General features: G+C 67.0%; 26 protein-coding genes, 1 tRNA gene and 1 pseudogene. 13 read left to right on the top strand and 15 right to left on the bottom strand.

The window, feature by feature from the left end:
- Positions 1–1,275 (top strand): DUF222 domain-containing protein (locus AU072_RS12180; protein WP_120271047.1); only part of this gene is annotated, 1,275 nt, incomplete at its 5' end.
- Between the two features lie 34 nt (positions 1,276–1,309).
- On the opposite strand, the pseudogene AU072_RS12185 reads toward AU072_RS12180, so the two are convergent.
- Positions 1,310–2,133, bottom strand: a pseudogene (locus AU072_RS12185) (SDR family oxidoreductase).
- 70 nt (positions 2,134–2,203) lie between these two features.
- On the opposite strand from AU072_RS12185, the gene AU072_RS12190 reads away from it, so the two are divergent.
- The 3 genes from AU072_RS12190 (at position 2,204) to AU072_RS12200 (ending at position 5,895) form a co-directional block, all read left to right on the top strand.
- Positions 2,204–2,896, top strand: coding sequence for a demethylmenaquinone methyltransferase (locus tag AU072_RS12190; protein WP_064414061.1), 693 nt, complete (start codon positions 2,204–2,206; stop codon positions 2,894–2,896).
- Between the two features lie 115 nt (positions 2,897–3,011).
- Positions 3,012–4,793, top strand: coding sequence for a hydroxysqualene dehydroxylase (locus AU072_RS12195; protein ID WP_064414062.1), 1,782 nt, complete (start codon positions 3,012–3,014; stop codon positions 4,791–4,793).
- A gap of 46 nt (positions 4,794–4,839) precedes the next feature.
- A complete protein-coding gene (locus tag AU072_RS12200) occupies positions 4,840–5,895 on the top strand; it encodes an alpha/beta hydrolase (protein ID WP_064414063.1) in 1,056 nt (351 codons plus the stop codon).
- On the opposite strand, the gene AU072_RS28155 is transcribed toward AU072_RS12200, so the two are convergent.
- Both AU072_RS28155 and AU072_RS12205 read right to left on the bottom strand, forming a co-directional pair.
- Positions 5,896–6,150 (bottom strand): hypothetical protein, encoded by a 255-nt coding sequence (locus tag AU072_RS28155; protein ID WP_133147282.1) that lies wholly within the window; start codon positions 6,148–6,150, stop codon positions 5,896–5,898.
- Between the two features lie 104 nt (positions 6,151–6,254).
- The gene (locus tag AU072_RS12205) at positions 6,255–6,695 is read right to left on the bottom strand and encodes a GAF domain-containing protein (RefSeq protein ID WP_120271046.1); all 441 of its coding nucleotides are present in this window, start codon (positions 6,693–6,695) and stop codon (positions 6,255–6,257) included.
- A gap of 21 nt (positions 6,696–6,716) precedes the next feature.
- Here AU072_RS12205 and AU072_RS12210 point away from each other — a divergent pair, with 21 nt between their 5' ends.
- Entirely contained in the window at positions 6,717–6,971 is a 255-nt protein-coding gene (locus AU072_RS12210; RefSeq protein ID WP_064414107.1) for a hypothetical protein, read from the top strand.
- Here AU072_RS12210 and menJ read toward each other — a convergent pair.
- Positions 6,968–8,188: a menaquinone reductase MenJ gene (gene menJ / locus AU072_RS12215; RefSeq protein ID WP_064414064.1), complete on the bottom strand. Its 1,221-nt coding sequence runs from the start codon at positions 8,186–8,188 to the stop codon at positions 6,968–6,970. The two genes, AU072_RS12210 and menJ, sit on opposite strands and share 4 nt — an antisense overlap.
- 21 nt (positions 8,189–8,209) lie before the next feature.
- On the opposite strand from menJ, the gene grcC1 reads away from it, so the two are divergent.
- Together grcC1 and htpX are read left to right on the top strand one after the other, a co-directional pair.
- A complete protein-coding gene (gene grcC1 / locus AU072_RS12220; RefSeq protein ID WP_174523785.1) occupies positions 8,210–9,217 on the top strand; it encodes a nonaprenyl/(2E,6E)-farnesyl/geranylgeranyl diphosphat synthase in 1,008 nt (335 codons plus the stop codon).
- A gap of 68 nt (positions 9,218–9,285) precedes the next feature.
- On the top strand, positions 9,286–10,164 hold the full coding sequence (gene htpX / locus AU072_RS12225; RefSeq protein ID WP_064414066.1) for a zinc metalloprotease HtpX: 879 nt from the start codon (positions 9,286–9,288) through the stop codon (positions 10,162–10,164).
- An 11-nt stretch (positions 10,165–10,175) separates the two neighbouring features.
- Here htpX and AU072_RS12230 read toward each other — a convergent pair whose 3' ends face one another.
- The gene (locus tag AU072_RS12230) at positions 10,176–10,682 is read right to left on the bottom strand and encodes a nitroreductase family deazaflavin-dependent oxidoreductase (protein ID WP_064414067.1); all 507 of its coding nucleotides are present in this window, start codon (positions 10,680–10,682) and stop codon (positions 10,176–10,178) included.
- A gap of 159 nt (positions 10,683–10,841) precedes the next feature.
- Between AU072_RS12230 and AU072_RS12235 the strand changes: the two genes are divergently transcribed.
- Positions 10,842–11,918: a helix-turn-helix transcriptional regulator gene (locus AU072_RS12235; protein ID WP_064414068.1), complete on the top strand. Its 1,077-nt coding sequence runs from the start codon at positions 10,842–10,844 to the stop codon at positions 11,916–11,918.
- On the opposite strand, the gene AU072_RS12240 is transcribed toward AU072_RS12235, so the two are convergent.
- Positions 11,886–13,064, bottom strand: coding sequence for a flavin-containing monooxygenase (locus AU072_RS12240; RefSeq protein WP_064414069.1), 1,179 nt, complete (start codon positions 13,062–13,064; stop codon positions 11,886–11,888). The genes AU072_RS12235 and AU072_RS12240 overlap by 33 nt on opposite strands.
- 174 nt (positions 13,065–13,238) lie before the next feature.
- Between AU072_RS12240 and AU072_RS12245 the strand changes: the two genes are divergently transcribed.
- Complete coding sequence (locus AU072_RS12245; RefSeq protein WP_064414109.1) at positions 13,239–13,775, top strand: hypothetical protein; 537 nt, start codon at positions 13,239–13,241, stop codon at positions 13,773–13,775.
- 1 nt (position 13,776) lies between these two features.
- On the opposite strand, the gene AU072_RS12250 is transcribed toward AU072_RS12245, so the two are convergent.
- From AU072_RS12250 to AU072_RS12280, 8 genes are all read right to left on the bottom strand, one after another.
- Positions 13,777–14,802 (bottom strand): NAD(P)H-dependent glycerol-3-phosphate dehydrogenase, encoded by a 1,026-nt coding sequence (locus tag AU072_RS12250; RefSeq protein ID WP_064414070.1) that lies wholly within the window; start codon positions 14,800–14,802, stop codon positions 13,777–13,779.
- 57 nt (positions 14,803–14,859) lie between these two features.
- Positions 14,860–15,825 carry a M20 family metallopeptidase gene (locus AU072_RS12255; RefSeq protein WP_133147285.1) on the bottom strand — a complete coding sequence of 322 codons (966 nt, stop codon included), beginning with the start codon at positions 15,823–15,825 and terminating at the stop codon, positions 14,860–14,862.
- The gene (locus tag AU072_RS28305; RefSeq protein ID WP_133147284.1) at positions 15,758–16,078 is read right to left on the bottom strand and encodes a hypothetical protein; all 321 of its coding nucleotides are present in this window, start codon (positions 16,076–16,078) and stop codon (positions 15,758–15,760) included. The genes AU072_RS12255 and AU072_RS28305 overlap by 68 nt, the downstream gene beginning before the upstream one ends.
- Entirely contained in the window at positions 16,075–17,028 is a 954-nt protein-coding gene (locus AU072_RS12260) for an asparaginase (protein ID WP_064414072.1), read from the bottom strand. The genes AU072_RS28305 and AU072_RS12260 overlap by 4 nt, the downstream gene beginning before the upstream one ends.
- On the bottom strand, positions 17,025–17,993 hold the full coding sequence (locus AU072_RS12265) for an ABC transporter substrate-binding protein (protein ID WP_064414073.1): 969 nt from the start codon (positions 17,991–17,993) through the stop codon (positions 17,025–17,027). Before AU072_RS12265 ends, AU072_RS12260 begins: the two co-directional genes overlap by 4 nt.
- 13 nt (positions 17,994–18,006) lie before the next feature.
- Positions 18,007–18,777 carry an ABC transporter ATP-binding protein gene (locus tag AU072_RS12270; RefSeq protein ID WP_064414074.1) on the bottom strand — a complete coding sequence of 257 codons (771 nt, stop codon included), beginning with the start codon at positions 18,775–18,777 and terminating at the stop codon, positions 18,007–18,009.
- On the bottom strand, positions 18,774–19,607 hold the full coding sequence (locus AU072_RS12275) for an ABC transporter permease (protein ID WP_064414075.1): 834 nt from the start codon (positions 19,605–19,607) through the stop codon (positions 18,774–18,776). The genes AU072_RS12270 and AU072_RS12275 overlap by 4 nt, the downstream gene beginning before the upstream one ends.
- Positions 19,608–19,890: 283 nt before the next feature.
- Positions 19,891–20,382, bottom strand: coding sequence for a YajQ family cyclic di-GMP-binding protein (locus AU072_RS12280; protein WP_064414076.1), 492 nt, complete (start codon positions 20,380–20,382; stop codon positions 19,891–19,893).
- 118 nt (positions 20,383–20,500) lie between these two features.
- Between AU072_RS12280 and AU072_RS12285 the strand changes: the two genes are divergently transcribed.
- Positions 20,501–20,583, top strand: a tRNA-Tyr gene (locus tag AU072_RS12285).
- Between the two features lie 69 nt (positions 20,584–20,652).
- On the opposite strand, the gene AU072_RS12290 is transcribed toward AU072_RS12285, so the two are convergent.
- Positions 20,653–21,342 (bottom strand): TetR/AcrR family transcriptional regulator, encoded by a 690-nt coding sequence (locus AU072_RS12290; RefSeq protein WP_064414077.1) that lies wholly within the window; start codon positions 21,340–21,342, stop codon positions 20,653–20,655.
- A gap of 75 nt (positions 21,343–21,417) precedes the next feature.
- On the opposite strand from AU072_RS12290, the gene AU072_RS12295 reads away from it, so the two are divergent.
- The 3 genes from AU072_RS12295 to AU072_RS12305 are packed head-to-tail and all read left to right on the top strand — an operon-like array spanning position 21,418 to position 23,776.
- The gene (locus tag AU072_RS12295; RefSeq protein WP_064414078.1) at positions 21,418–22,143 is read left to right on the top strand and encodes a carboxymuconolactone decarboxylase family protein; all 726 of its coding nucleotides are present in this window, start codon (positions 21,418–21,420) and stop codon (positions 22,141–22,143) included.
- Positions 22,143–22,976: a mycofactocin-coupled SDR family oxidoreductase gene (locus AU072_RS12300; protein ID WP_064414079.1), complete on the top strand. Its 834-nt coding sequence runs from the start codon at positions 22,143–22,145 to the stop codon at positions 22,974–22,976. The genes AU072_RS12295 and AU072_RS12300 overlap by 1 nt, the downstream gene beginning before the upstream one ends.
- Entirely contained in the window at positions 22,943–23,776 is an 834-nt protein-coding gene (locus tag AU072_RS12305; protein WP_064414080.1) for an SDR family oxidoreductase, read from the top strand. The genes AU072_RS12300 and AU072_RS12305 overlap by 34 nt, the downstream gene beginning before the upstream one ends.
- Positions 23,777–23,791: the final 15 nt, after the last annotated feature.

The raw sequence follows: 23,791 nt of genomic DNA, 5'->3' as shown, positions 1-23,791 counted from the left end.
GTCGGCCCCAAGGAACTCAAGGACAGCGCCGATCTGACGCTGTTCTTGCTCGATCAGGACGGGCCCGAGCCCGATGACACCGAGCGCGCCCGCAAACGCGGGCTCACCAAGGCAAAACAACGCTCCGACGCGATGATCGGGATTTCTGGGACGCTGACACCCGAAGCGTGGGCGGTGTGGGAAGTGATTTTCGCCAAGTACGCCGCACCAGGGATGTGCAATCCCGACGATCCCCAACCCTGCACATCGGGGACCCCGACACAGGCCCAGATCGACAACGACCACCGCAGCCTGGCCCAGCGCCAACACGACGCGATGATCGCCGTCGGGCGCATCGCCTTGATGAGCGGTGAGCTCGGTCAGCTCAACGGGCTGCCGGTGTCGCTCATCATTCGCACCACCCTGAGGGAATTGGAATCACGGGCCGGGGTCGGCACCACCGGCGGCGGCACACTCATGCCGATCGCCGATGTGATCCGGCTGGCCGGCCACGCCAACCACTACCTGGCGGTCTTCGACGACGCGACCGGATCAGCCCTGGATCTGTTCCGCGCCAAGCGCATCGCCACCCCGGCGCAGCGGATCATGCTCATCGCGCGCGATGGCGGCTGCACCAAACCGTGCTGCACTGTGGGCGCCTACGGCTGCCAAGTGCATCACGTGTCGGCCGACTGGTCCAAAGGCGGTAACACCAACGTCGACGAACTCGGACTGGCCTGCGGAACCGACAACCGCAGCGTCGACGAAGACGGCGGCTGGACCACCCGAATGAACGAGCGCTGCGAGGTCGAATGGCTGCCACCACCCGGACTCGACACCGGCCAGGCACGGCTGAACTACTACCACCGACCCGAACGGCTCCTGCGCCCACCCGAAGAACACGAAACCCACAGCCAGACAGTCGACGACGACAACGCTGCGTCGCCCGAACCCGACGATGGCGGCCGGATAGTCGACAACGACACCGCCGCGTCACCCGATGCTGCTGACGACAGCCGAGAAGTCGACAACGACAACGCTGCGTCACCCGAACCCGATGACGACAGCCGGACAGACGACACCGCTACGTCGCCTGAACCCAATGACGGTGGCCGGATAGACGACACCGCTGCGTCGTCCGAACCCGATGACGGCGGCCGGATAGACGACACCGCTGCACCGCCCGAACCTGCTGACGACGGCCAGCCCGGCGAGACCCAATCGAGCGCCGCGACGCCCGTCGACGGTGCCGGTGAACCCGGTGGGCCGGCGCCACCAGGAGATTGGGCGGCCTGAGGGCCGCAGGGCTCGAGCCCCTGACAGGACGACGTCAGCCCTGCGCCTCGACGGCGACCGGCTGCCATTCCTCCCAGGTCTTGAGCCGATTCTCGTAGTCGGCCTTGGCCAACTGCAGCGGTAGATCACCGAAAAACACTCGTAGCGGAGGAGTTTCGGCATCGACGACCTTGAGCAGCGCCCGCGCCGACGCCTGCGGATCGCCGGGCTTGGCCACACGCTGACTGCGGATCCGGTCGGCCTCTTCGTGCACCTCTCGGTAATCCGGCAGCGGCTTCGAGCGCCGAGACGACGAGCCGGCCCAGTCGGTCGAGAAACCACCCGGTTCGATCAGCGTGACGTGCACCCCGAACGGAGCCACCTCCTGCGCCAGCGACTGCGACAACCCCTCCAGGGCCCACTTCGATGCGTGGTAGATACCGACGTTCTGGAACGCGGTGATTCCGCCGATCGACGACACCTGGATGATGTGCCCGCTGCCCTGCGCGCGCAGGTACGGCAGCGCGGCCTGAGTGACCCACAGCGCGCCGAACACGTTCGTCTCGATCTGGTCGCGCGCCTCCTGTTCGGTCACCTCCTCGATGAAGCCGAAATGCCCGTAGCCGGCGTTGTTGACGACGATGTCCAGCCGCCCGAAGTGGTCGTGGGCCTGCTTGACCGCCGCGAAGTCCGCCTCACGATCGGTGACGTCCAACGCCAGGGGCAGCAACGCATCGCCGTATCTCTGACGAGATCGTCCAGTGAGGACACGTCGCGCGCCGTCGCCGCGACCTTGTCACCGCGCTCGAGCGCCGCGATCGTCCACTCGCGTCCAAAGCCCCGCGACGTACCGGTGATGAACCAAACCTTTTCGCTCATGCTCCCTATATCCCCTGTGCACGTCCTCCACATTCCCGCTTCGAGCATCTTCACAGCTACGGTGAAACTCATGGGCCGCGCGACGCTGGAGAAGAACCCACGCGATGTGGCGTCGATGTTCGACGCGGTGGCCCGGCGCTACGACCTGACCAACACCGTGATGTCGCTGGGTCAGGACCGCTTCTGGCGGCGGGCGACGCGGGCGGCATTGCGCATCGGCCCGCAGGACAAGGTGCTCGATCTCGCGGCGGGCACGGCCGTGTCGACCGTCGAACTGGCGACCTCGGGGGCGTGGTGCGTGGCCGCGGACTTCTCGGTCGGCATGCTGGCCGCCGGCGCTTCCCGGGATGTGCCCAAGGTGGCCGGTGACGCCACGCGACTGCCGTTCGACGACGGCGTGTTCGACGCGGTGACGATCAGCTTCGGTCTGCGCAACGTCGTGGACCACGCGGCGGGTCTGCGTGAGATGGCCCGCGTCACCCGCCCCGGAGGACGGCTGGTGGTCTGCGAATTCTCCACGCCGACGAACCGGTTGTTCGCCACGGCGTACAAGGAGTACCTCATGCAGGCGCTTCCGAGAATCGCCCGAGCCGTGTCCTCCAACCCGGAGGCCTACGTCTACCTCGCCGAGTCGATCCGCGCATGGCCCGACCAGACGCAACTGGCCCACCATATCGCCGGCGCCGGTTGGTCCTCGGTGCGCTGGCGAAACCTCACCGGGGGAATCGTGGCGCTGCACGCCGCCACCAAACCCCTGCGCTGACGGCAACATCAGCAGCACGAAACCACTGCAACCCCGGCGTGTCGCGCGCCGTTGTGACGAGAATCACCGTTAACTTATTGCGACGACGGGGGTCCGCGAACAAGGCGGTGGCGGGATGTCGGGTGGGGTCGGATCGCGACGGTTGTCGCGCCGGTCGTTCGTGATGGGAACGGCCACCGCGGCCGCCCTGATGGCGATGCCGCCGACGGCCCGCGCAGCGCCGGGCAAGTCGGTCGCGGTGTTCGGAGCGGGCATCGCAGGGCTCACCGCCGCTCACGAACTCGTCGAGCGCGGCTACGCCGTGACCGTGTACGAGCGCAAGGCGCTCGGTGGCAAGGCCAGATCGATCCCCGTACCCAACTCCGGTTCGACACCGCTGCCCGCCGAACACGGCTTCCGATTCTTCCCCGGCTTCTACCGCAACGTCACCGACACGATGCGGCGAGTTCCGTTCCCCGGCAACCGAAACGGCACCTGGGACAACCTGACCCGCGCGACGTCGTATCTGCACTCCGGGCTCGGACGCCACGACCTGACGATCCCGCTCCCGTTCCCGCTGCCGATGATCCCGAATCCGATCACCCCGAAGGCGTTCATCGACTCCGTCGCGACGGTGTTCGAGACGCTGTTCCAGTTGCCGCCGTGGGAAGCGATCTACGCGGCGCAGAAGCTCGCCGTCTACGTCACCAGCAGCACCGAACGCAAACTCGGGCAATGGGAGAACATGACGTGGGAGGACTACATCGGCGCGAACAGGAAGTCGCCGGAGTACAACCGATACCTCGCCGACGGCATCATCCGCAACCTTGCCGCATCGAAATCCAAAGATGCGAGCGCACATTCGATCGGACTCGTCGGCGAAGCCTCCGTCTGGTCGATCCTGCTCCTCGGAAATGACTCCGACAACAAGGGATTCGACCGCGTACTCAACGGCCCGACCAGCTCGCAGTGGCTCGACCCGTGGGTCGACCACCTGCGTGCGCAGGGTGTGACGTTCCGCGTCGGTGAGGCACTGGCCCGTCTCACCCCCAACGGTAGGCACATCGAGTCCGCGACCGTCGTGAGCACCGGCGGGATGCCACGGCAGGTCACCGCGGACTGGTACGTCTCGGCGATACCGTGTGAAAAGCTCGCCGCGGTGCTCACGCCGGATGTGCTCGAGGCCGACCCGCAGCTGGCCAACATCGCCCTGCTGCGCACGGAGTGGATGAACGGTCTGATGTTCTACCTCAAAGAACGCGTCGACGTCACCAAGGGCCACGTCAACTACGTCGACTCCGGTTGGGCCATCACCTCGATCAGCGAGGAGCAGTTCTGGAAGAAGAGCCTCACGAACTACGGCGACGGCAGCGTCAAAGACTGTCTGTCCGCGATCATCTCGGACTGGACCACACCAGGCAACTTCAATCGTCGAAGCGCGAGGGACTGTACGCCGCAAGAGATCGCCAGGGAGGCCTGGGCCCAGATCAAGGCGCACCTCAACGACACCGACAGGGTCGTCGACGACACCATGCTGCACTCCTGGTTCCTCGACCCCGCGATCATCGACTCCGGCACACCGGATGTGCGCAATGACGAACCGCTGTTCATCCAGGACCCCGGCTCCTGGAACCGTCGCCCCACCGCGGTCACCGGTATCGACAACCTGTTTCTGGCCGGCGAATGGATCAAGACCGACCAGAACGTCACGACCATGGAGGGCGCCAACGAGGGCGGCCGCTACGCCGCCAACGGCGTACTGCAGGCGTCGGGTTACAACGGCGACATGGTGAAGATCGTCGAGTTGTTCCAGGCGCCGTGGTGGGTGCCGTTCAAGAACGCCGACCGGGCTCGTTACCGCGCGGGACTTCCGCACCTGCTGGATATCGTCGACACGAGGTGGCCGACCCGGCGGTAGCGGGAAACCGGGGTCGGTCACCTCGATCGCGCGCTACGGTCTGGGGATGCACGGACGCCTGGTCGACCCGGACTCCACCCTCGCCACCGATCCCCGCTCCGATCCCCGAATGGTCAAGGCCTTCGCGCAGTTCGGTCTCGACGGCCGACTGCCCGCCGCACCGCTGAGCGTGGACGCACCGCTCGAGGACCGCATTGCCTTCGCGACCGTGAGCGAGGAGGGGATGGGCGCGATCCTTGAAGCGTTGGCCAAGGGCCTGCCCGAGGTATCCGGGGTGACCACATCGACGACAACCATTCCCGGCCCCGACGGCAACGACATCACGCTCTACATCAGCCGCCCCGACGACGACGGCGGCCTGATACCCGCCGTCGTTCATCTGCACGGCGGCGGCATGGCGATCGGCAGCGGCGCCGACATCGGCTACATCAAGATCCGTGAATGCCTCGCCGCCACAGGGCTCGTCGTGGTCGGCGTCGAATTCCGCAACTCCGGCGGCAAACTCGGCCCGCACCCGTTCCCTGCCGGTCTCAACGACTGTGCCGCCGCGGTGCGCTGGGTGGCGGCCAATCGCACCGAGCTCGGTGTCAGCCATCTGATCGTGTCGGGGGAGTCCGGCGGCGGAAACCTCACGCTGACCGTCGCGCACAAGGCCAAACGAGAGGGCTGGCTACACGAGATCGCCGGGTGCTACGCGCAGTGCCCTTACATCTCCAACCGCTGGCTCGAAGAGTGCGATGACCTGCCCTCGCTGGCCGAGAACGACGAGTATTTCGTCAGCCGCCACCAACTTGCGCTGTTGGGTTCGATCTACAACCCCGACGGCTCCCATGCCGGCGACGCCACCTGCTGGGCGGCGGTGGCAACGGACGAGGAACTCAACGGCCTTCCGCCGCATGTTATTTCGGTCAACGAATTGGACCCGCTGCGCGACGAGGGTCTCGCCTACTACCGGCGCCTGCTGCGCGCGGGTGTTCCCGCGGTGGGCCGGGTGGTCGCGGGCACCTGTCATGGCGGTGACCTGCTGTGCGGGGCTTATATGCCCGAGGTGTTCGACGCATCCATCCGCGACGTCAGCGGGTTCGCGAAATCGCTCGGCTAGTTAGTCGTCGATATCGATGGCTGCCTGCTGGCCACCGCCAGTCGGTGCGGCGCTGTTGACGGCCGGCAGGGGCGGTTCGGACTTGGCATTCGAGGACGGCTTACCGGTCGCACCCCGGTACGGCGTGCACACGCCGACGAAAGGCACGTCCTGACATGGTCCCTGGGGCAGCGCGGCCGCAATCGAAGCTGAGGACAGTGCGGCAGCGGCGACCGCGATCGCGGCAACAGCCGATCGAACTCTCAGACCGAGCATCGTGGTTCCTTCCGCCGATGCCTACATGAACGCCGCTGTGCACCAGGATAATCCCTGCACGTCGCCGAAAACAGGTCGTCTAGCTGGTCTTACAGTTAGCCCGGTTATGAGTCTCGATCATTGCGGGCGTCCCAAATGCGTTCCGTCTGCGGGCCGACGTCGGGGTCGTGGGTTTGCTGAAAGTTGCGTCCGCCGCGGGCGTAGGTCGCGAGAACCGCTGCGGGGACGTCGGGTTCGAGGATGGGCTCGCGCAGCCAGCGGCACGGCCGCACATGCACCAGGTCGACTGCGGCGGCCTCCTCGGCGTCGTCCCGGCGGTACGGACCATCGATGCGGCCCAACCAGAAAAGCCCGTCGGCATCGCGGGTCCATACGAAGGACCCGTCTTCGGCATCGGCGAATCGGTCCACGCGGCGAGCCAGCCGCTCGCCGAAACCCGCGTCGCCGAAACCGACGAGGCCCAGAGCCAATGCCCGGTCGAGCGATTTCTGGGGGTCGATGTCGTCGCGGCGAGACCGCATCGGGGCCCGGTACACGGCGGTCATCCGCGATATTCTGCCTGTGACATGGAGACGTTCAAGCGCTATCTGATGTTTCAAGCCATGATGTTCGTCTTCGGCATCGTCGGCCCGATATTCCTGATCCTGTACTTCGCGTCCCAACCGGACCCCACCATGCGGTGGGCGTACTGGATCGGATTGTTCATTACGGCCGCAGACGTTCTGATTGCGTTGGGGCTCACGGCTTCTACGCAAACGAATCGGGAACCCGCAGACACCCGCATCGCGGTGAAGCTCCTCGAGCGGCGCCGGCGCGACTAGCTGAACGGCGCCCGTTCGTCGATTCGCCGCGACAGGCGACCTGCGCCGCGCCAGACCCGGGCGGTCCAGTCCTCGTCCTCATCGGTGACGAAGTTGCCCATCACCCGCACCGCGATGTTCATCAGCGTCGCCGACCGCATCGCGAGCGGCCCGGTTGCCGGCAGGAACCGCGGGAACGTCAGCAGCAGCGCGAGCCGCCGGGCCACCGAGAACCCGCGCGCATAGTGCGCCGACAGCACCGCGGGCCACGCCTGCGACAGATCACCGGTGCCCAGCAGTTCGGCGGCCAGCCGGCCGGTTTCGAGACCGTAGTCGATACCTTCGCCGTTGAGCGGGTTCACGCAGGCCGCAGCGTCGCCGATCAACATCCAGTTCTGCCCGGCCACACCCGACACCGCCCCGCCCATCGGCAGCAGCGCCGACAGGCCGGCGCGCGGTTCGCCGACGAAGCCCCACTCCTCACGACGTAGCCCGGTGTAATAGGACATCAGTGGCCGCAGCGCGGCGTCGGCCGGGCGCTTGGCCGTCGCGAGCGCCCCGACGCCGATGTTCACCTCGCCGTTGCCCAGAGGGAAGATCCAGCCGTATCCGGGCAGCACCGCACCTTCCGGCGAGCGCAGCTCCAGGTGCGAGGTGATCCACGGTTCGCTTGCGCGCGGCGTGCCGATGTAGCCGCGGATCGCCACGCCGTACACCGTCTCCTGATGCCATTCGCGGCCCAGCACGCGGCCCAGCGTCGAGCGGGCTCCGTCGGCGACGATCAGCTCGCCGCAACCGATCTCGGCGCCCGAATCGAGTGTCACCGCCGCCACGCGCCCGGAGGCGTCATGGCGCACGTCGACGGCTTTCGCGCCGAGCATCATCTTCGCGCCGTCGTCGACGGCGACCATGCGGATGCGGTCGTCGAGTTCGGTGCGCGGAACCGCGCTCGAGGTCGACGGAAACGACCGTCCCGGCCACTCGATCTCGACGTCCGCCCCGAAGCCGGACATCCGCAGGCCACGATGCCGCACCCGACCGTCCAGCCACGGCCCGAGGCCGAGGCGGCGCATCTCCAGCACGGCGCGCGGAGTCAGCCCGTCGCCGCAGGCCTTGTCGCGGGGGAACTGCACCTTGTCGATGACGAGGACGTCGCGGCCGTTGCGCGCCGCCCACGCGGCGGCGGCCGAACCCGCGGGGCCGGCCCCGACGACGACCACGTCCGCTCGGTTGTCCATGGTTCCCAGTATGTTGGCAGGGTGAGGACGCCAGCGACGGTGGTAGCCGGGGTGGACTTCGGAGATCCCGAATTCGCGCAGGAAGTGCGCGACGGGGTCGCCCGCATCGAAGACCTGATGGCCACTGAGCTCGGCAAAGCCGACGAGTTGATGGCCGAAGCGGTACAACACCTGTTCCAGGCCGGCGGGAAGCGGTTCCGCCCACTGTTCACGGTGCTCTCCGCCCGGCTGGGTCCGGACCCGGATGCCTGGCAGGTCACCGTCGCGGGCGCGGTCATCGAACTGGTGCACCTCGCGACGCTGTACCACGACGACGTGATGGACGAGGCGCAAGTCCGTCGCGGTGCGGACAGCGCCAACGCGCGCTGGGGCAACAACATCGCGATCCTGGCAGGCGACTACCTGTTCGCGACTGCCTCGCGTCTGGTCAGCAGGCTCGGACCCGACGCCGTTCGCATCATCGCCGACACCTTTGCCCAGCTGGTTACCGGCCAGATGCGGGAAACCCGCGGCGCGGCCGAACACGTCGATTCCGTCGAGCACTACCTGAAGGTCGTCTACGAGAAGACCGCATGCCTGATTGCGGCGTCCGGCCGGTTCGGGGCGACATTCTCGGGTGCCGACGAAGAGCAGATCGAGCGGTTGAGCCGGCTGGGCGGCATCGTCGGCACGGCTTTCCAGATCTCCGACGACATCATCGACATCGACAGCGATCCGGACGAGTCCGGCAAGGTGCCGGGCACCGACCTGCGCGAAGGTGTGCACACCCTGCCGGTGCTGTACGCGCTGCGTGACGACGGTCCCGCCGCCGACCGGTTGCGCGAGCTACTGGCCGGACCGGTGGAAAACGACGACGACGTGGCCGAGGCCCTGCGGCTGTTGCGCGGGTCACCGGGTATGACCAGGGCCAAGCAGACCGTCGCGCAGTACGCGGTGCAGGCCCGCGAGGAGCTCTCCCAGCTGCCCGAGGGGCCGGGCCGTCAGGCCCTGGCGACCCTGGTGGATTACACGGTCAACCGGCACGGCTGAGCACCGGAACTTGCGGAGCCCGCCTAAGCGTTGACTCAGCGAAGTCTTTCTTTCCGAAGGAGGAAGCGATGACCTGGCATCCGCACGCGAACACCGCCAAGACGTTCGCTCTGCTGGTGGGGTTCTCGGCGCTGATCGTGTTCATCGCCGCGCTGTTCCGCAATACGGCGCTCATCGGCCTGGCGGTGCTGTTCGCCGTCGGCATGAACGCCTACATGTATTTCAACAGCGACAAGATCGCGCTGCGGGCGATGCACGCGCAGCCCGTCACCGAAATGCAGGCCCCGGTGATGTACCGGATCGTGCGCGAGCTGGCCACCACGGCCCGCCAGCCGATGCCGCGGCTGTACATCAGCGACACCGACGCGCCGAACGCGTTCGCCACCGGCCGCAATCCGCGCAACGCCGCGGTGTGCTGTACGACCGGCATCTTGCAGATCCTCAACGAACGTGAACTGCGGGCGGTGCTCGGGCACGAACTCTCACACGTCTACAACCGCGACATCCTGATCTCGAGCGTCGCCGGCGCGATGGCCGCGGTCATCACCGCGCTCGCCAACATCGCCTACTTTGCGACGATCTTCGGCGGTAACCGCGAGGGCGCCAATCCCTTTGCGATCCTGTTGGTTTCGCTGCTCGGCCCCATCGCGGCGACGGTGATACGGCTGGCTGTGTCGCGGTCGCGGGAGTACCAGGCCGACCAGTCCGGCGCGGAGCTGACGGGCGATCCGCTGGCGTTGGCCAGCGCGCTGCGCAAGATCAGCGCCGGCGTCGAGCAGGCACCGCTGCCGCCCGACCCCAAGCTGGCCGATCAGGCGCACCTGATGATCGCCAACCCGTTCCGCGCGGGCGAGAAGATCGGCAAGCTGTTCTCGACGCACCCGCCGATCGGGGACCGCATCGCCCGCCTGGAGTCGATGGCCGGTCGAGGCCCTGGCTACTACTGACACCTCACCGGTCAGTGGTCTGTCAGCCGCAGTTCGACCATCGGCAGGGCGGTGTTCTCGGTGGTGATCGGTGCGCCCAGGGTCGATTCGAGGACCGGCTTCATCGTCTCCCACGCCCGGCGGTGCCGGTCGACGTAACGGCGCAGCGCAGCATCCGCTTCGTCGGTGCTGAGCGGACGCGCGATCGCGGGCCTCGACAACCGGGTACCGACGGACACCTTCACCCTGGGATCGGCCTGGACGTTCTTGTACCACTGCGCGCGGGTGCCGAAGCCGGAGGCGACGATGTAAGCCTCCGGGTCAGTCCGATCGAGCACCTCGAGCACCACTTGCCGGGTCTGCCCCGACTTCCGGCCGATGTGTTCCAACAACAGGATCCGCGAGCCGAAGATGAACCCGAGGCGTACCCGATACAGCCCGATCGGGGCACGCATCAGCCGACGTGACCGCAGAGCCTTGGTGCCTGCGCCCACCAACACGTCCGAGACTCGGTGAACCAGGTTCAAAAGCGCGCACATCGAGATCCTCCTTCGCTGTGCGTATTTGCCACTCCGTGGGCATGTGGTGTGTGAGCGGCCCACAGAGTCCTTGTCTGAGCGCGTAAAAGGGGAGTAGAACCGACAGTACGGACCAGCCCGACGGACGGCGAACCCCAACGGAAGGGCGGTGGGTCGGTCATGTCGTCAGCGATGTCGTTCGCCTGGCCTGCTCGGTTGGAGCAGCGGGTCGCGCGCATCTGTGCGCGGGCTCAAGATCCGCTCGAACTACTGTCTGCGGTCGCTACCGTCGTCCGGGCAAAGATCTCCTACGCCGCCGCGGGCTGGCTGCTCACCGACCCCGACACTTTGCTCATCACCGGGGTGCATGCCGAGAACGTCACACGTCAGCAGAATCTCGCACTCATCGAATGCGAGTTGACCACCGACGACGTGAACAAGTTCGTCGACCTCGCACGGCGGGAGGTCCCGGCGGCTTCGCTCGGCATCGAGACCGGCGGTGATCTGAGCCGCAGCACGCGTTGGTCGAAGATCTACCAACCCAACGGATACGGCGACGAGATGCGGGGCGTCTTCAGTTCCGGGTCGGCCACCTGGGGGCACTTCTGCCTCACCCGGCGTGCCGAGGACCCGTTCTTCACCGAGGTCGAGGTCGCCACGATGGCGAGGCTCTGCCCGCACGTGGCCAACGGCATCCGGGCGTCCCTCCAGCTCGACGGTAGGCCCGTGCCGTCCGTTCCCACGGCGCCCGCGCTGCTGATACTCGCCGACGACGGCAGCATCGAGTCGATGACACCGCAGGTCAGCGAGTGGCTGGGGCCCGTCGAGGTCGAACGTCTGGAGAGCACCATCGTGCTGCACGAGGTCGCTCACCGGGCGCGCGTTCTCGCCGAAACCGGAGTCGGCGAGCCGGCGATGGCCCGCACCAGGGGCCGCTCCGGTGACTGGCTCGTGGTGCGGGCAGTCCGTCTGGAGCGGGAGGGGGCGGAAACAGGCTGCACCGCAGTGGTTTTGGAGCAGGCGCGCCGTTCGGACATTGCCCCGCTGCTGGTTCACCTGAGCCAGCTGACCCGTCGCGAGAAGGAGGTCACCCAGCTGCTGTTGACCGGCATGTCCACCCGGGAGATCGCCGGCCGGCTGTGGATCACCGCCGAGACGTTGCGCGGTCACATCAAGGCGATCTTCGCCAAGCTAGGTGTGAACAGCCGTCCGGAGCTTGCGGCACTACTCTCGCAAGACCTCGTCCTTCGGCAGTGACTCGCGCAACTTTGGAGCCGCCAGCTGCACGGCAATGTCGTCGGCTACCCGTCTAGCCAACGTTCCAACGAATCTCGTCAGCCCCGGCCGGTACACGTAGCCGACGAAGCGAAGACCTGGCAGTACCTCGGTGCCGCGTCCGTCGCGGGGCATGCCCCGCTGGTCGAGGACATCGAGATGGGAGACCATGGCATCCAGTCCGGTTCGGTACCCGGTGGCCGCGATGATGGCATCGACCTGAACAGAGGTGCCGTCCGCAAGGACCGCTCCGTCGGGTTGGAGTCGGTCGACGGCCGCTACCACGCGAAGCGAGCGATCGCGGATCGCATCGATCACTTGACGATCGACGATTGCAGTGCCCGCGCCGCGGCGCTTGAGTCCAGCGATCGGCCCCTCCGGCGGCTTGCCGAACCCGTAATCGCTCAGATCGCCGATCATTCCGCGCTGCACGGCAAGCAGAATCTTGTCGACGAGACCGGCGGGAAGCCGGAGAAAGAGCGGCATCGGCAGGTCGAAGGGCAGCCGACCGACTTGCCGCAGAAGAATGTTCGGCGGAGTGCGCACCGCCAGCAGTACCTCTGGGCAACCCGAGCGGCTCAAGTCGTGGGCGATCTCGAGCCCGCTGGAACCCGCGCCGGCGACCAACACACGCTGACCGGCGAACCGGTCGGCGTTGCGGTACTCCGCGGTGTGCACGACCCGCCCGACGAAGCCGTTGTCGGCTGCCCAGTCGGGGAGAGCAGGCTGATTGAAGATGCCCGTTGCGACCACGACATGGCGTGTCCTGCGTGGACCGCCGTTGGTGGCAACCTTCCAACCTCCCTCGGGGAGCGGGTCGAGTCGCTGCACGTCGACACCGAGTTCGACGGCAACATGGTGGCGGCCGGCGTAGGTCAGCAGATAGTCGACGTACTGGTCGCGGGTCGGAAACTGACCGAAGCGACGCGGGAACGGGGCGCCGGGCAGAGCCGAATTGCGGCGGCATGTGTTGAAACGCAGGGCGTCGTAGCGACCTGACCAGGCGGCGCCGATCTGCCCGCCACGCTCGACGACGGTCACGTCCACTCCCCGCGCGAGCAATTCGGCGGCGCAGGACAATCCGGCCGGACCGCTGCCGATCACCAGCACGGTGTGCTCGGTTGTCATGGCGGTTCCTCCGTGAGCTTTCGCTGTGGTTACAGCGTCGGCCGAACTCGCGGTTCGCGCCATCCCGCAGGTGGGGGGTCCACCCCTCTGGCCGATGCGGGTAACACCCTGTCGACCTGCGGCGATGTGATTCGTGTGCTGCGAGTATTCCCGCTACCCCTTAGGGTGTGGACCGTGCTGAACAGGGTTTTGATCGGCGTCGTCGGGTCCGCGGGGGCGGCCCTGATCGGCGCGCACGGTATCGCCGCCGCTCAACCGTCCGAGCCGCCGGCGCCACCGGCGCCGAACGTCAACGCGCTCGCGCCGGTGAAGCTGTCGGAGTTCGCGAAGATGGACGGCCACTGGTATGCGTTCAAGACCCCCGACGGATTGACGTGCGTGCTGCAGCGCAACGGCGGCTACGGCTGCAGCGGTGCGATCCCCGCGGCACCGAACGGCGCCAACTTCGTCAGCGGCGGCCCGGGTGTGCCGCAGTTCTCGGCGACGACGGCCGATGTGTTCGCCGTCGTCGGCGACGCCAAGCCGCTGCCGGCCGGTTCGCGAATCAGCTTCCAGACCGTCAGCTGCGGCAGCGACGGCGGCGTGACGACGTGCTCGGACAGCCGAAACCAGTCCGGCTTCGTGTTGAGCCCCGCGGGCAGCCACATCATCAACGGCGGCAGGGACCCGCTGCTGGAGCGGCCCGAGGGCACGAACCCGTTTTTCAACTGAGCTAGAACCCGGCGCCGTGCACCTCGTGCCCGGGCTTCTCGACCATCAGGCCGCGGTAGGCGTCCTCGACGGAGGAGCCGTGGTTGACCACGGCGTCGACCTCGCGGGCGATCGGCATCGAAATCCCGTACTGGTCGGCGAATTCCATGATGACGCTCGCCGCCTTCACACCCTCGGCGACCTGGTTCATCGACGCGATGATCTCGTCGATCGGCTTGCCCGCACCCAACTGCTCACCGACGTGGCGGTTGCGGCTGCGCTGGCTGGTGCAGGTGACGATGAGGTCGCCGATGCCCGCCAGGCCGGCGAATGTGTCGCGGTGCCCGCCGGTCGCCTCGCCGAGTTTGGACATCTCGCGGATCGCACGGGCCATCACCATCGCGCGGGTGTTCTCGCCGATCCCCAGCGAATAGCCCATCCCGACCGCGATCGCATAGACGTTCTTCAACGCCCCGGCCATCTCCACGCCCACCACGTCGTCGGTGGTGTAGGTGCGAAACCGCTTGGTGCGGAACAGTCGTGCCAGATCCGCGGCGAGTTGCTGGTCGGGCATGGCGAGCACCGCGGCGGCGGCGTACCCCTCGGCCACCTCACGCGCGATGTTCGGCCCGGCCAGGATTCCGGCCGGATGCCCGGGCAGCACCTCGGAGACGACCTGGCTCATCCGGAAGTTGGTGCCCTGCTCGAGGCCCTTGACCAGCGATACCACCGGAACCCACGGCCGCAGCTCCTTGGCCAGCTCGGTGAGCACGCCGCGAAAGCCGTGTGACGGAACGCCCATGACGATGACGTCGGCGCATGATGCCGCTTCGGTGAAGTCCGTCGTAGCCTTCAGACCCTCGGGAAGCTCGACCTCATTGCCGAGGTACTTCGAGTTGCGGTGGTTGTCGTTGATGTCATCGGCGGTCTCCTGTGAACGCACCCACTGCAGCGTCGGCCCGCGGCGGGCGCAGATGGACGCCACGGTGGTGCCCCAGGAGCCTCCACCGAGGACGACGACTTTCGGTACACGTTGCGCAGGTGCCATGCCGATCAGGGTAGGTCGGACGGCTGATCTTCACGGGCAGTTCACGAACTGCGGCGGTCAGTCGCCGGCGAGGAAGCCGCGGACGGCGCGCTCCAACACTTGCGTCGCAGTGACCATCGCGTCGATGGAGATGCTCTCGTCGTAAACCGCCCATCCGTCGTCGCCGGGCCCGAAAGTCACCGCGGGGATACCGGCATGGCGGAACCGGATGGTGTCGTTGAACGCGGGTTTGGTGTAGCGGCGGACGGCCTCGCCGGTCACCGCGCGGTAGGCGTCGTCGATCGCGGAGACGAGCGGTTCGGAGGCGGGCACCTCAGCGGTGCCGGCGACGAACGTCGGCCCCGGTACGTAGGTCACCTGGGTCTCGATTCCCGCGGGCGCCAGTTGGCTGATCCGCTGCTGGAAGGCGAGGAGCAACTCTCCGGAGGAGACGCCGGGTCCGATGTTCACCGCGGCTACCCGCGCCACCGCCTCGAGTGGAGTGAATTGCGCCATCCCGGCCTCGCCCGCCGACAGGCCCACCACGGAAATCGGCCAGTCGCCGACCGGGTTCTGGCGGATCTGGGTGAGTGCCTCGGCGAGAAACTGCGCCGGGTTGGCGCCGGTGTCCGGTCGCCAGATGTGGCTCGACGTCCCGCGCGCGACGATGTCGATCAGCGCGTGTCCGGTCTGCGCCGTGGCCAGCGCGATGCCGTGCCGCGCACCGTCGGACCACGCCGTCGGTTCGACGGTGATCGACGCATCGGGTCGCAGCCCGTACTCGTCGACGAGATAACAGGATCCTTCGATGCCGTTGCGTTCCTCGTCGACGGTGAGCGCGACGAGCAGCGTCCCGGTCCTCGGCGGGTCCGCGACGACCCGGCGCGCCGCGGTCAGCAGCGTCGCGAGGTTCGCTCGCGTGTCCGACGTGCCCCGTGCGTAGATGCGCCCATTCAATTCCGTTGCCCGGTAAGGATTATCGGCGCAGACGGTCCAGCGGCTGGGCGGGCCGGAAGGGTAGGTGTCGAGGTGGTCGTTGAGCATCAGTGTTGGACCGGGACCGAATACCTTGGTGGCCAGCACGTTCTGTCGGGTGGGGTGTCTGTCTGCCGACCAGCCTGACGTCGAACCCCCACTCGGTGAGCAGCGCTGCGACCGGTTCGGCGATGCGTGTCTCCTCCGGCGGCCGCGCGGGCCCGTCGAGGCTGTTCTCACACCAGGGTTGGCCCGCGGACACCAAAGTCCTGGTGAGCTCGACCAGTTCGGCCCGGTCGACGGGGGTGACGGTGAGGCTCATGCTGTTTCGCTGCCGATCAGCTGCCGCAGGCCGTCGCGGTCACGCCCCTGTGCAAGTCCGAGGGTGACGAGGAGGCGGGCTCGGTGTGGGGTCAGCCCGGCCGCGAGTACCGCGCCGGTTGCCGCCAACGTGGCGACCCCGCCCGGATATCCGTACCGCGGTGCCACGCGCGCGTCAGGCGCCCGCGTCGTGATCACGACCAGCGTTCCGTCTTCGATCAGGTGTTGTGCGGCCCTGGCCTGGCCGGGTGGCAGGTTGCCTGCGCCGTTGGCGGCGACGACGACTGCGGGCCGCCCGGCTCCCGCGAACCTGAGCCCGGCGCCGTCGTCGCCCAGTGCGGCGAGCACCAGCGGCACCGGCTCGATCGGCGAGTTCGGCGCGCCGTGTGCCGCTCGCCGCGGCGGTGTGCGGAACCATTCGACATGGCCTCCGCCCACCACCCCGATCGGCCCGCGTCCGGGCGCGTCGAACGCGTCGCGTGCCACGCCGGACACCTTGAGGACCTCCCGTGCGGAGAAGATGCGACCGGAGAACACCACGACCGGGTCGATGTCAGCCCCAGAGGACGCGACGGTCAGCGCGTCAGCGAGGTTGGCCGCACCGTCGCTGTCGGGGCGTTCGCCCGCGATCATCGATCCGGTGACGACCACCGGAACCGGCCAGCTCTCGCGGTAGGCCAGCCAGGCCGACACCTCCTCGATCGAATCGGTGCCGGTCGTCACGACTATGCCGCCCACACCCTCAGCGACGAGCGCGCCGACCCGCGTCGCCAGCCGTTCCATCAGCTCGAAGTCGACCTCCGAGCCGCCAACCAGCGCCAGATCCTCGGCCCCGCCGAATCCGTCGACTCTGTCGGCCAGAGCTGTCGCGCCGCGGAAAGGGACAGCGCCAGAGTCGGTCTCGCGCATCGATATCGTGCCGCCGAGCCCGATCAACCGAATGTCACTCACTGGGCGTCACCCTCGAGCGGGGCACGCACAATGATGGCGCCGTAGTCGGGAATCTGGGCGTCGGCCGGAACGCGGCCGATGCTCTGCGCCCACCGGGCGCGGTCGGCGAGGTCGGCAGGCAGCTCGGGACCGAGGGCGGTGTTGAACTGGAACTCGCCGATGACACCTTTGACGAGTTGTTCGTCGAGACCGGTTGCCTCGGCGACAGCGGCCAGCGCGGCGGGATCGCCGTTCGTCAGCGGGGCGTCAGCCTTCTTCACGGCGGCGAGGAACTCGGTGAGTGCGGCCTGGTGGGTGGCGAGCGTGTCGGCGTTGGTGAGGTAAAGGCTGTGCTGGCTGTACTTCTCGGGGCCCTGTAGCTCGACAACGTCGTCGCCGAGCTCGGCGACGGACTTTGCGAGGGCCGGCTGGAACACGGCGACGGCATCGACGCTGCCATTGCCGAGTGCGGTGGGTATCTCGGCCGGGCCCGTCTGCACCAATTGCGCCTCGACACCGGCCTGGTCGAGGAACTTCGTCGCGAAGTAATGCGCGCTGCTGCCGAGCGGCACGGCGATGGTGCGGCCCGAAAGGTCGGGGATCGACGTGATTCCTGCCGAGCGTCGAGCCACGAAACGGCCTTCGGCCCAACGTGATCCGTCGGCGATGATACGCAAATTCGGATTCTTCAGTGCCGCGGCCGACGTCGGGACGTCACCCCCGTTGGCCACGTCGACCGCGCCGCCGGCGAGAGCCTCGAGTGCCGCGGCGCCGGTGGGGAACGGCACCACGTTGATGCTCACTCCGGAATCGGCGAAGTAACCGAGCTTCTCGGCGACGGGGACCTGCGACCAGCAGGGGTCCACCACCCATCCGACCGTCAAAGTGTCTGCGGCCTTGGCAGATTCGGCGCTACTGCAGCCGGTGATGGCGCCGATCGCGGCCAGGACGGTGGCGGCGATGGCGGTGAAGCGTCGTAGGTTCATGTGATCTCCGGGGTTAGACGATGGGGCTGGGGTCGGGACGCAGGAGGTCGTGCAAACGCCTGCGAAGCGGTGCGTAATCGGCGAATTCGGCGACACGGCTGGCGGGCCGCGGACGCGGCAGGGGATTGTCGAGATGGTCGGCGAGGGTGCCGTTCGCTCCCATCACCACGATGGATGAGGCGATCCGGAGAGCCTCGTCGACGTCATGGGTGACGAAGACGATGGTCGTTCCGGTGCGCTCCCACAGGTCGATCACGAGGTCCTGCATCTGCGAGCGGGTCAGTGCGTCGAGCGCACCGAAGGGCTCGTCCATCAACAGAACCTGCGGGCTGTTGGCGAGAGCGCGGGCGATGCCGACGCGCTGGCGCATCCCGCCGGACAGTTCGTGGGGCAGTTTGTTCTCGACATCGCGGGACAACCCGACGGCGTCGAGCAGGGTGCCGATTCGTTGTCGGCGTTGCGCGCGCGGCACTTTCGCCGCACGCAGCGCGAACGAGATGTTTCCGGCGACGGACGTCCACGGAAACAGCACGTCGCGCTGGAAGACGACGCCGCGCTCGCGGCCCGGTCCTGTCACCAAGGCACCGTTGAACGAGACCTGACCCTCGGTCGGCGTGACAAACCCCGCCATGCAGTTGAGCAGCGTCGACTTGCCGCACCCCGACGGCCCCAGCAGCGCGAGGAACGCGCCCGCGTCGACGGTCAGATCGAGATCGTCGAGCGCCCGGTTGCCGGCCGCGTATTCGACCGTGAGACCGGAGATTCCGATGCCGCCCGCCGTCATGACTGTTCCTTGGCCCAGCGGACAAGTCGATGGGTACCGCGGTGGAACAGCTGATCGGCCAGTGCGCCGACGACGCCGAGTGCGATCAGGCAGGCGAAGAGACGGTCCGGCTGGCTGAACAAGCGCGCTTGGTCGAGTCGGAACCCGAGACCTTCGGTCACGCCGGCCTGTTCGGAGGCGACGATGAGGATCAGCGACATCGCGATGCCCTGCCGCAGACCGGTGAGGATGAACGGCAACGCGGCGGGCAGGACCACCGAGGTAAAGACCTGGTGTCGCGGCGCCCCGAGGCACGCCGCGACGCGGAGGTAGTCGTCGCGGGTCGAGGAGATGCCGGCGTGGGTGTTCACCCAGACGGGGAAGAACACGCCGAGGGTGGTGAGGAACAGTTTCGATTCCTCGCCGATGCCGAACCACAGGATGGCCAGCGGTACCAGCGCGATCGCGGGAATCGGTCGGATGACCTGAATGGTGGGTTCGAGCAGTACGCGGGCGACGCGGCTGCGGCCGGTGAGGCTGCCGGTGATGATGGCCAGTGTCGAGCCCAGCAGGAACCCGCTGAGCGCGCGGCGGAAGCTTGCGGCGGCATCCTCGATCAGCGTGCCTTGGGCGTGCATGTCGAGGGTGGCGGCGACGACGTCAGCTGGGGAGGGGAGAAGGGACGGCGAGAAGATCTGCAGGTGGACGAGCAGCGTCCACAGGGCGACGACGCCGAGCAGGCTCAGCCCGGCGAGAAGGCCGAAGAGGTAGCCGCGCGACGATCGGGAAGGGATGGCGGCTTTGCGCGCCCGCGACGCCCGTGGGGTGCGAAGTATCGGCGGTGCCGCCATCGCGCCATCCCTTCGAGCCGGTGACCTGGTTGGCCGGAACGGTAAAGGGAAATCAAGATCGCGGCGCGGGCGTGCGGCCGGGTGCAAGTCGCGTGGGCGCGAATCCGCCACGGGGGGCTGTACACGACCTGCGGGGTCACGGGTAATGCGCCACCGCCGAGCGCGCTAAATAGTTTCAATCAGTTTGATCGAAGCGCGCCCGCCGCCTCATTTTTGCTTCCATGGCTGTGCCGAGGGCCGACGAACGACCCTGGCTGCAGTTTCGGCGCGCCGCCTGGGTCGCTCAGCGGTAGTTGACGAATTGCAGCGCGACGTCGAGGTCGGCCTTCTTGAGCATGGCGATGACGGCCTGCAGATCGTCGCGCTTCTTCGATGAGACCCGCACTTCGTCGCCCTGGATCTGGGCTTTGACGCCCTTGGGGCCCTCGTCGCGGATGAGCTTGGTGATCTTTTTGGCGTTCTCGCTGTCGATGCCCTGCTTGATGGTGCCGCTGACCTTGTAGGTCTTACCCGAGGCCTGCGGTTCGCCGACGTCGAAGGACTTCATCGAGATGTCGCGGCGCACCAGCTTTTCCTTGAACACGTCGATCGCGGCCTTGACGCGTTCCTCGGTCGAGCTGGTGATCGTGATGGTCTCCTCGCCCTGCCAGGCGATGGAGGTGTCGGTGCCGCGGAAGTCGAAGCGGGTGGCCAGCTCCTTGGCGGCCTGGTTCAGGGCGTTGTCGACTTCCTGGCGGTCGACCTTGCTGACGACGTCGAACGATGAATCCGCCATGGGATCGCTCCTCCTTGATGGTCGGGTGACGGTCAGGTGCCGTTTTCGTCTTCAGCCCATCCTCGTTGTACCCTGCTAGTCGCACCAAACCGGGTCGCCCGGAGGTGCACAACACCCAGGCAGGTTGCCCGAGCGGCCAATGGGAGCGGACTGTAAATCCGTCGGCTTACGCCTACGCAGGTTCGAATCCTGCACCTGCCACTCTGCATGTCAGGTCCGCTTTCGCGCGGGCCTGCCTGCCTTTGTGAGCTAGCAAATGAGGCTAGCGGCCTAAGGCAACGCCCGAAGCGCCACGCGGCGCGCCCGCGATCCCTTCAAGGCGGCGAGCGTCTCCTCCGAAGGTGCAGCCACGAGCAGCGCCACGAAATCGTCGAGCAGAGAGCTGACGTGCAATGCATACGACGGAACCGGCAGTCCGAACGCACGGTATCGATGACGGTCGGCGCAAGCGTGCACACACATCGCGGAGACCCTGTGGATCCGCTCCTCCCGGATGGGTCGCGGAATGTGCTTGGTGATGTCGCTGACCCTCTTGACGTACTCCCGATGCGAGCGCTGATGCTCCTCAGGCAGATTGGCGAGCGGACTGACCGACGAGTCGTAGCGCAGCAGCTGCTCCAAGAACGAGACGTAGAAGCAGTTCTCGTCCTCGGCCAACTCGATGAGCGGCAGCTGATGCGCCTCGATGATCGCCCGTAGATCATCGGCGGGAGCCCGGGCGGCCAGCAGCCGGCGTCGCTGAGTCAACTCCTCGAGGCGGTGCAACAGAATCGCTTGTATCAAGCCATCTTTGGACCCGAAGTGGTATTGGACCGCCGACTTGTTGGCCATGCCCGCCTCGGCGCCGATCTGGCGCAGTGGAACGCCGTCCAAGCCGCGCTGCGCGAACAACCGCTCGGCGGTGAGCACCAGCTGCTGCTTCGCCGACGGCTCCACCGGCACAGACGCGGATTTTGACATGACGCCCAGAATCCCACACTGGACGGATTAAGTCTATCGACTTAGAGTTCAGTCGACCGACTCTAAGGGGTGCACATGGCCGACCCGGCATATCAGGACGTGATGCTCGCTGATCCTGTCTTCGGGCCCGTCTGGGAACGACCGGGCCTCAGTAGGCGAGATCGCCGGTTGGTCACGCTCACCTGTGTATGCGCCCTTGAGAGCGTCGACCACATGAACCAGCACATGTACGCCGCACTTGCCAGCGGTGACATCACCTACGACGAGATCCTCGAGTTCGTACTCCAATTCGCCGTCTACTGCGGCTGGCCTCGGGCGTCCGAAGCCGAAGGAGCGGCTCGCAGCCAATGGGCACGGTTGGCCGCCGAGCGCGGTGAGGAGGTCCCCCCGCGGTCCGATCTGCCGGTGGACTCTTTAGGGCCGACCGATCACCACGTCCGCCTCGACGAGGGCGAGAAGTGCTTCGTCGAGGTCAACCTGCTTCCCCCGCCACCGCGCGACTCGCCGTACTTTCAGGCGGGCATCCTCGCGTTCGTCTTCGGCCATCTCTGGCAACGACCCGACCTCGGCCGTCGTGAGCGCCGCCTGATCACCGTCGCCGCCGTCGGAGTGTCGGGCGCGCTCGGGCCGATCTACTCGCATGTCGGCTCGGCGCTGGAGTCGGGTGATATCACCCGTGCGGAGATGAACGAGGTCATCCTGCAGTTCTCCGCCTACAGCGGATTCCCCAAGGGCCGCCTGCTGCAGACGGCCGCCGACGAATCGTGGCGGCGGATCGCGTCCGCCTCGGAAGGAGACTGATGTCGAAGCCACTCGAAGGCAAGGTCGCCTTCATCACCGGTGCCGCCCGAGGGCAGGGCCGCGCGCACGCGGTGCGGTTGGCGCGCGACGGAGCCGACATCATCGGTGTCGACATCTGCGAGGACATCGCGACGATGACGTATCCGAACGCCACGCTCGACGACCTCGAGGAAACCGAACGGCTCGTCGAGAAGGAAGGCCGCCGCATGGTGGCACGCAAAGGCGATGTCCGCAGCTTCCACGACATACAGGCCGCGGTCGACGCCGGCGTCGAGCAGCTCGGCCGTATCGACATCATCATCGCCAACGCCGGAATCGTCCGCCTTGCAGGCGAATCCGACGACTTCATGCAGGACTGGCAGGACGTCATCGATACCAACCTCACCGGCGTCTACCACACCATCCGAGCCGCCCTGCCCGTCATGCGCGACGGCAAGCGCGGCGGGTCGATCGTCATCACCAGCTCCACCGCGGGCCTGAAGGGCACCGCCTCACTCAACGCCAGCGGTAACGCCTACGCGGCTGCGAAGCGAGGCGTGGTGGCGCTGATGCAGAACCTCGCCAACTACCTTGCCCCGGAATGGATCCGCGTCAACACCATCCACCCCACCGGGGTCCTCAGCGGCATGACGCAGAACGACGCGATGAACGCGCTGATGGCACAAGCCGCGGAAGGCGGCCAGAACGCGATCTCCGGCATGGAGAACGCGCTCCCGTTGCCCATCCTTCAGCCCGAGGACGTCGCCAACGCCGTGGCCTTCCTCGTTTCCGAAGAGGCCAAGTTCATCACCGGCATTCAATGGCCGCTCGACGCCGGCTTCACGATCCGGTGAACCTGCAGGACGCCACCGCGGTCATCACCGGCGGAGCCAGCGGCATCGGCCGTGCGACCGCACACTCCCTGGCCGCGCGGGGAGCGCGGGTCGTGATCGCGGATGTCCACGCCCACAACGCCGATGACGCCTCGGCGCAACTGCGAGAGAACGGTTACACGGCCGAGGCGTTCGTATGCGACGTCGGAACCGATCACGCCTTTGCCGACCTTCGCGACTTCGCTCTGGACCGGTTCGGGTCGGTCGACATCGTGATGAACAACGTCGGCGTACTGACCAGCGGTCGACCCGACCATCTGCCGGTCAGTGAGTGGGAGCGGATCATCGATATCAATTTGATGTCCGTCGTGCGCAGCAACGCCGTCTTCCTCCCGCTTCTCATCGCGCAGGGTCACGGCCACATTGTGAACACCGCGTCGTTCGCCGGTCTCTACACGTACTCCTACGACCGGATGCCTTACGCGGCGACGAAGGCCGCGATCGTCCAGATCTCAGAAGGACTCCGGCTTTATCTGCAGCCGCAGGGGGTCGGTGTCACCGTGCTCTGCCCCGGCCCGGTGGCGACCAACATCCTCGCGACGATGCCTCCCACATTCGGTCCCGAGGTCCAAACCGGCTACCCCGGCGAACAATTTGGGATCCTTCTACCAGACGAGGTCGGCGAGCAGGTCGCCGAAGCCATCCTCAACGACACCTTCATGCTGTTCACCGACGATCAGGTTCGCGACGTCCTCGTCGAGCGCGCCTCGGACTGGAACTCCTTTATCGCCAAGCAGACCGAGAAGCTGGCCGAAAGCTGAGGCGACCGCCCCGGC

Origin of the sequence: Mycolicibacterium novocastrense (assembly GCF_001499835.1) — a bacterium.
GTDB classification, from domain to species: Bacteria; Actinomycetota; Actinomycetes; order Mycobacteriales; family Mycobacteriaceae; genus Mycobacterium; species Mycobacterium novocastrense.
Note: the sequence above shows the minus strand (reverse complement) of the source record. Positions and strands in the feature narration are given on the sequence as shown.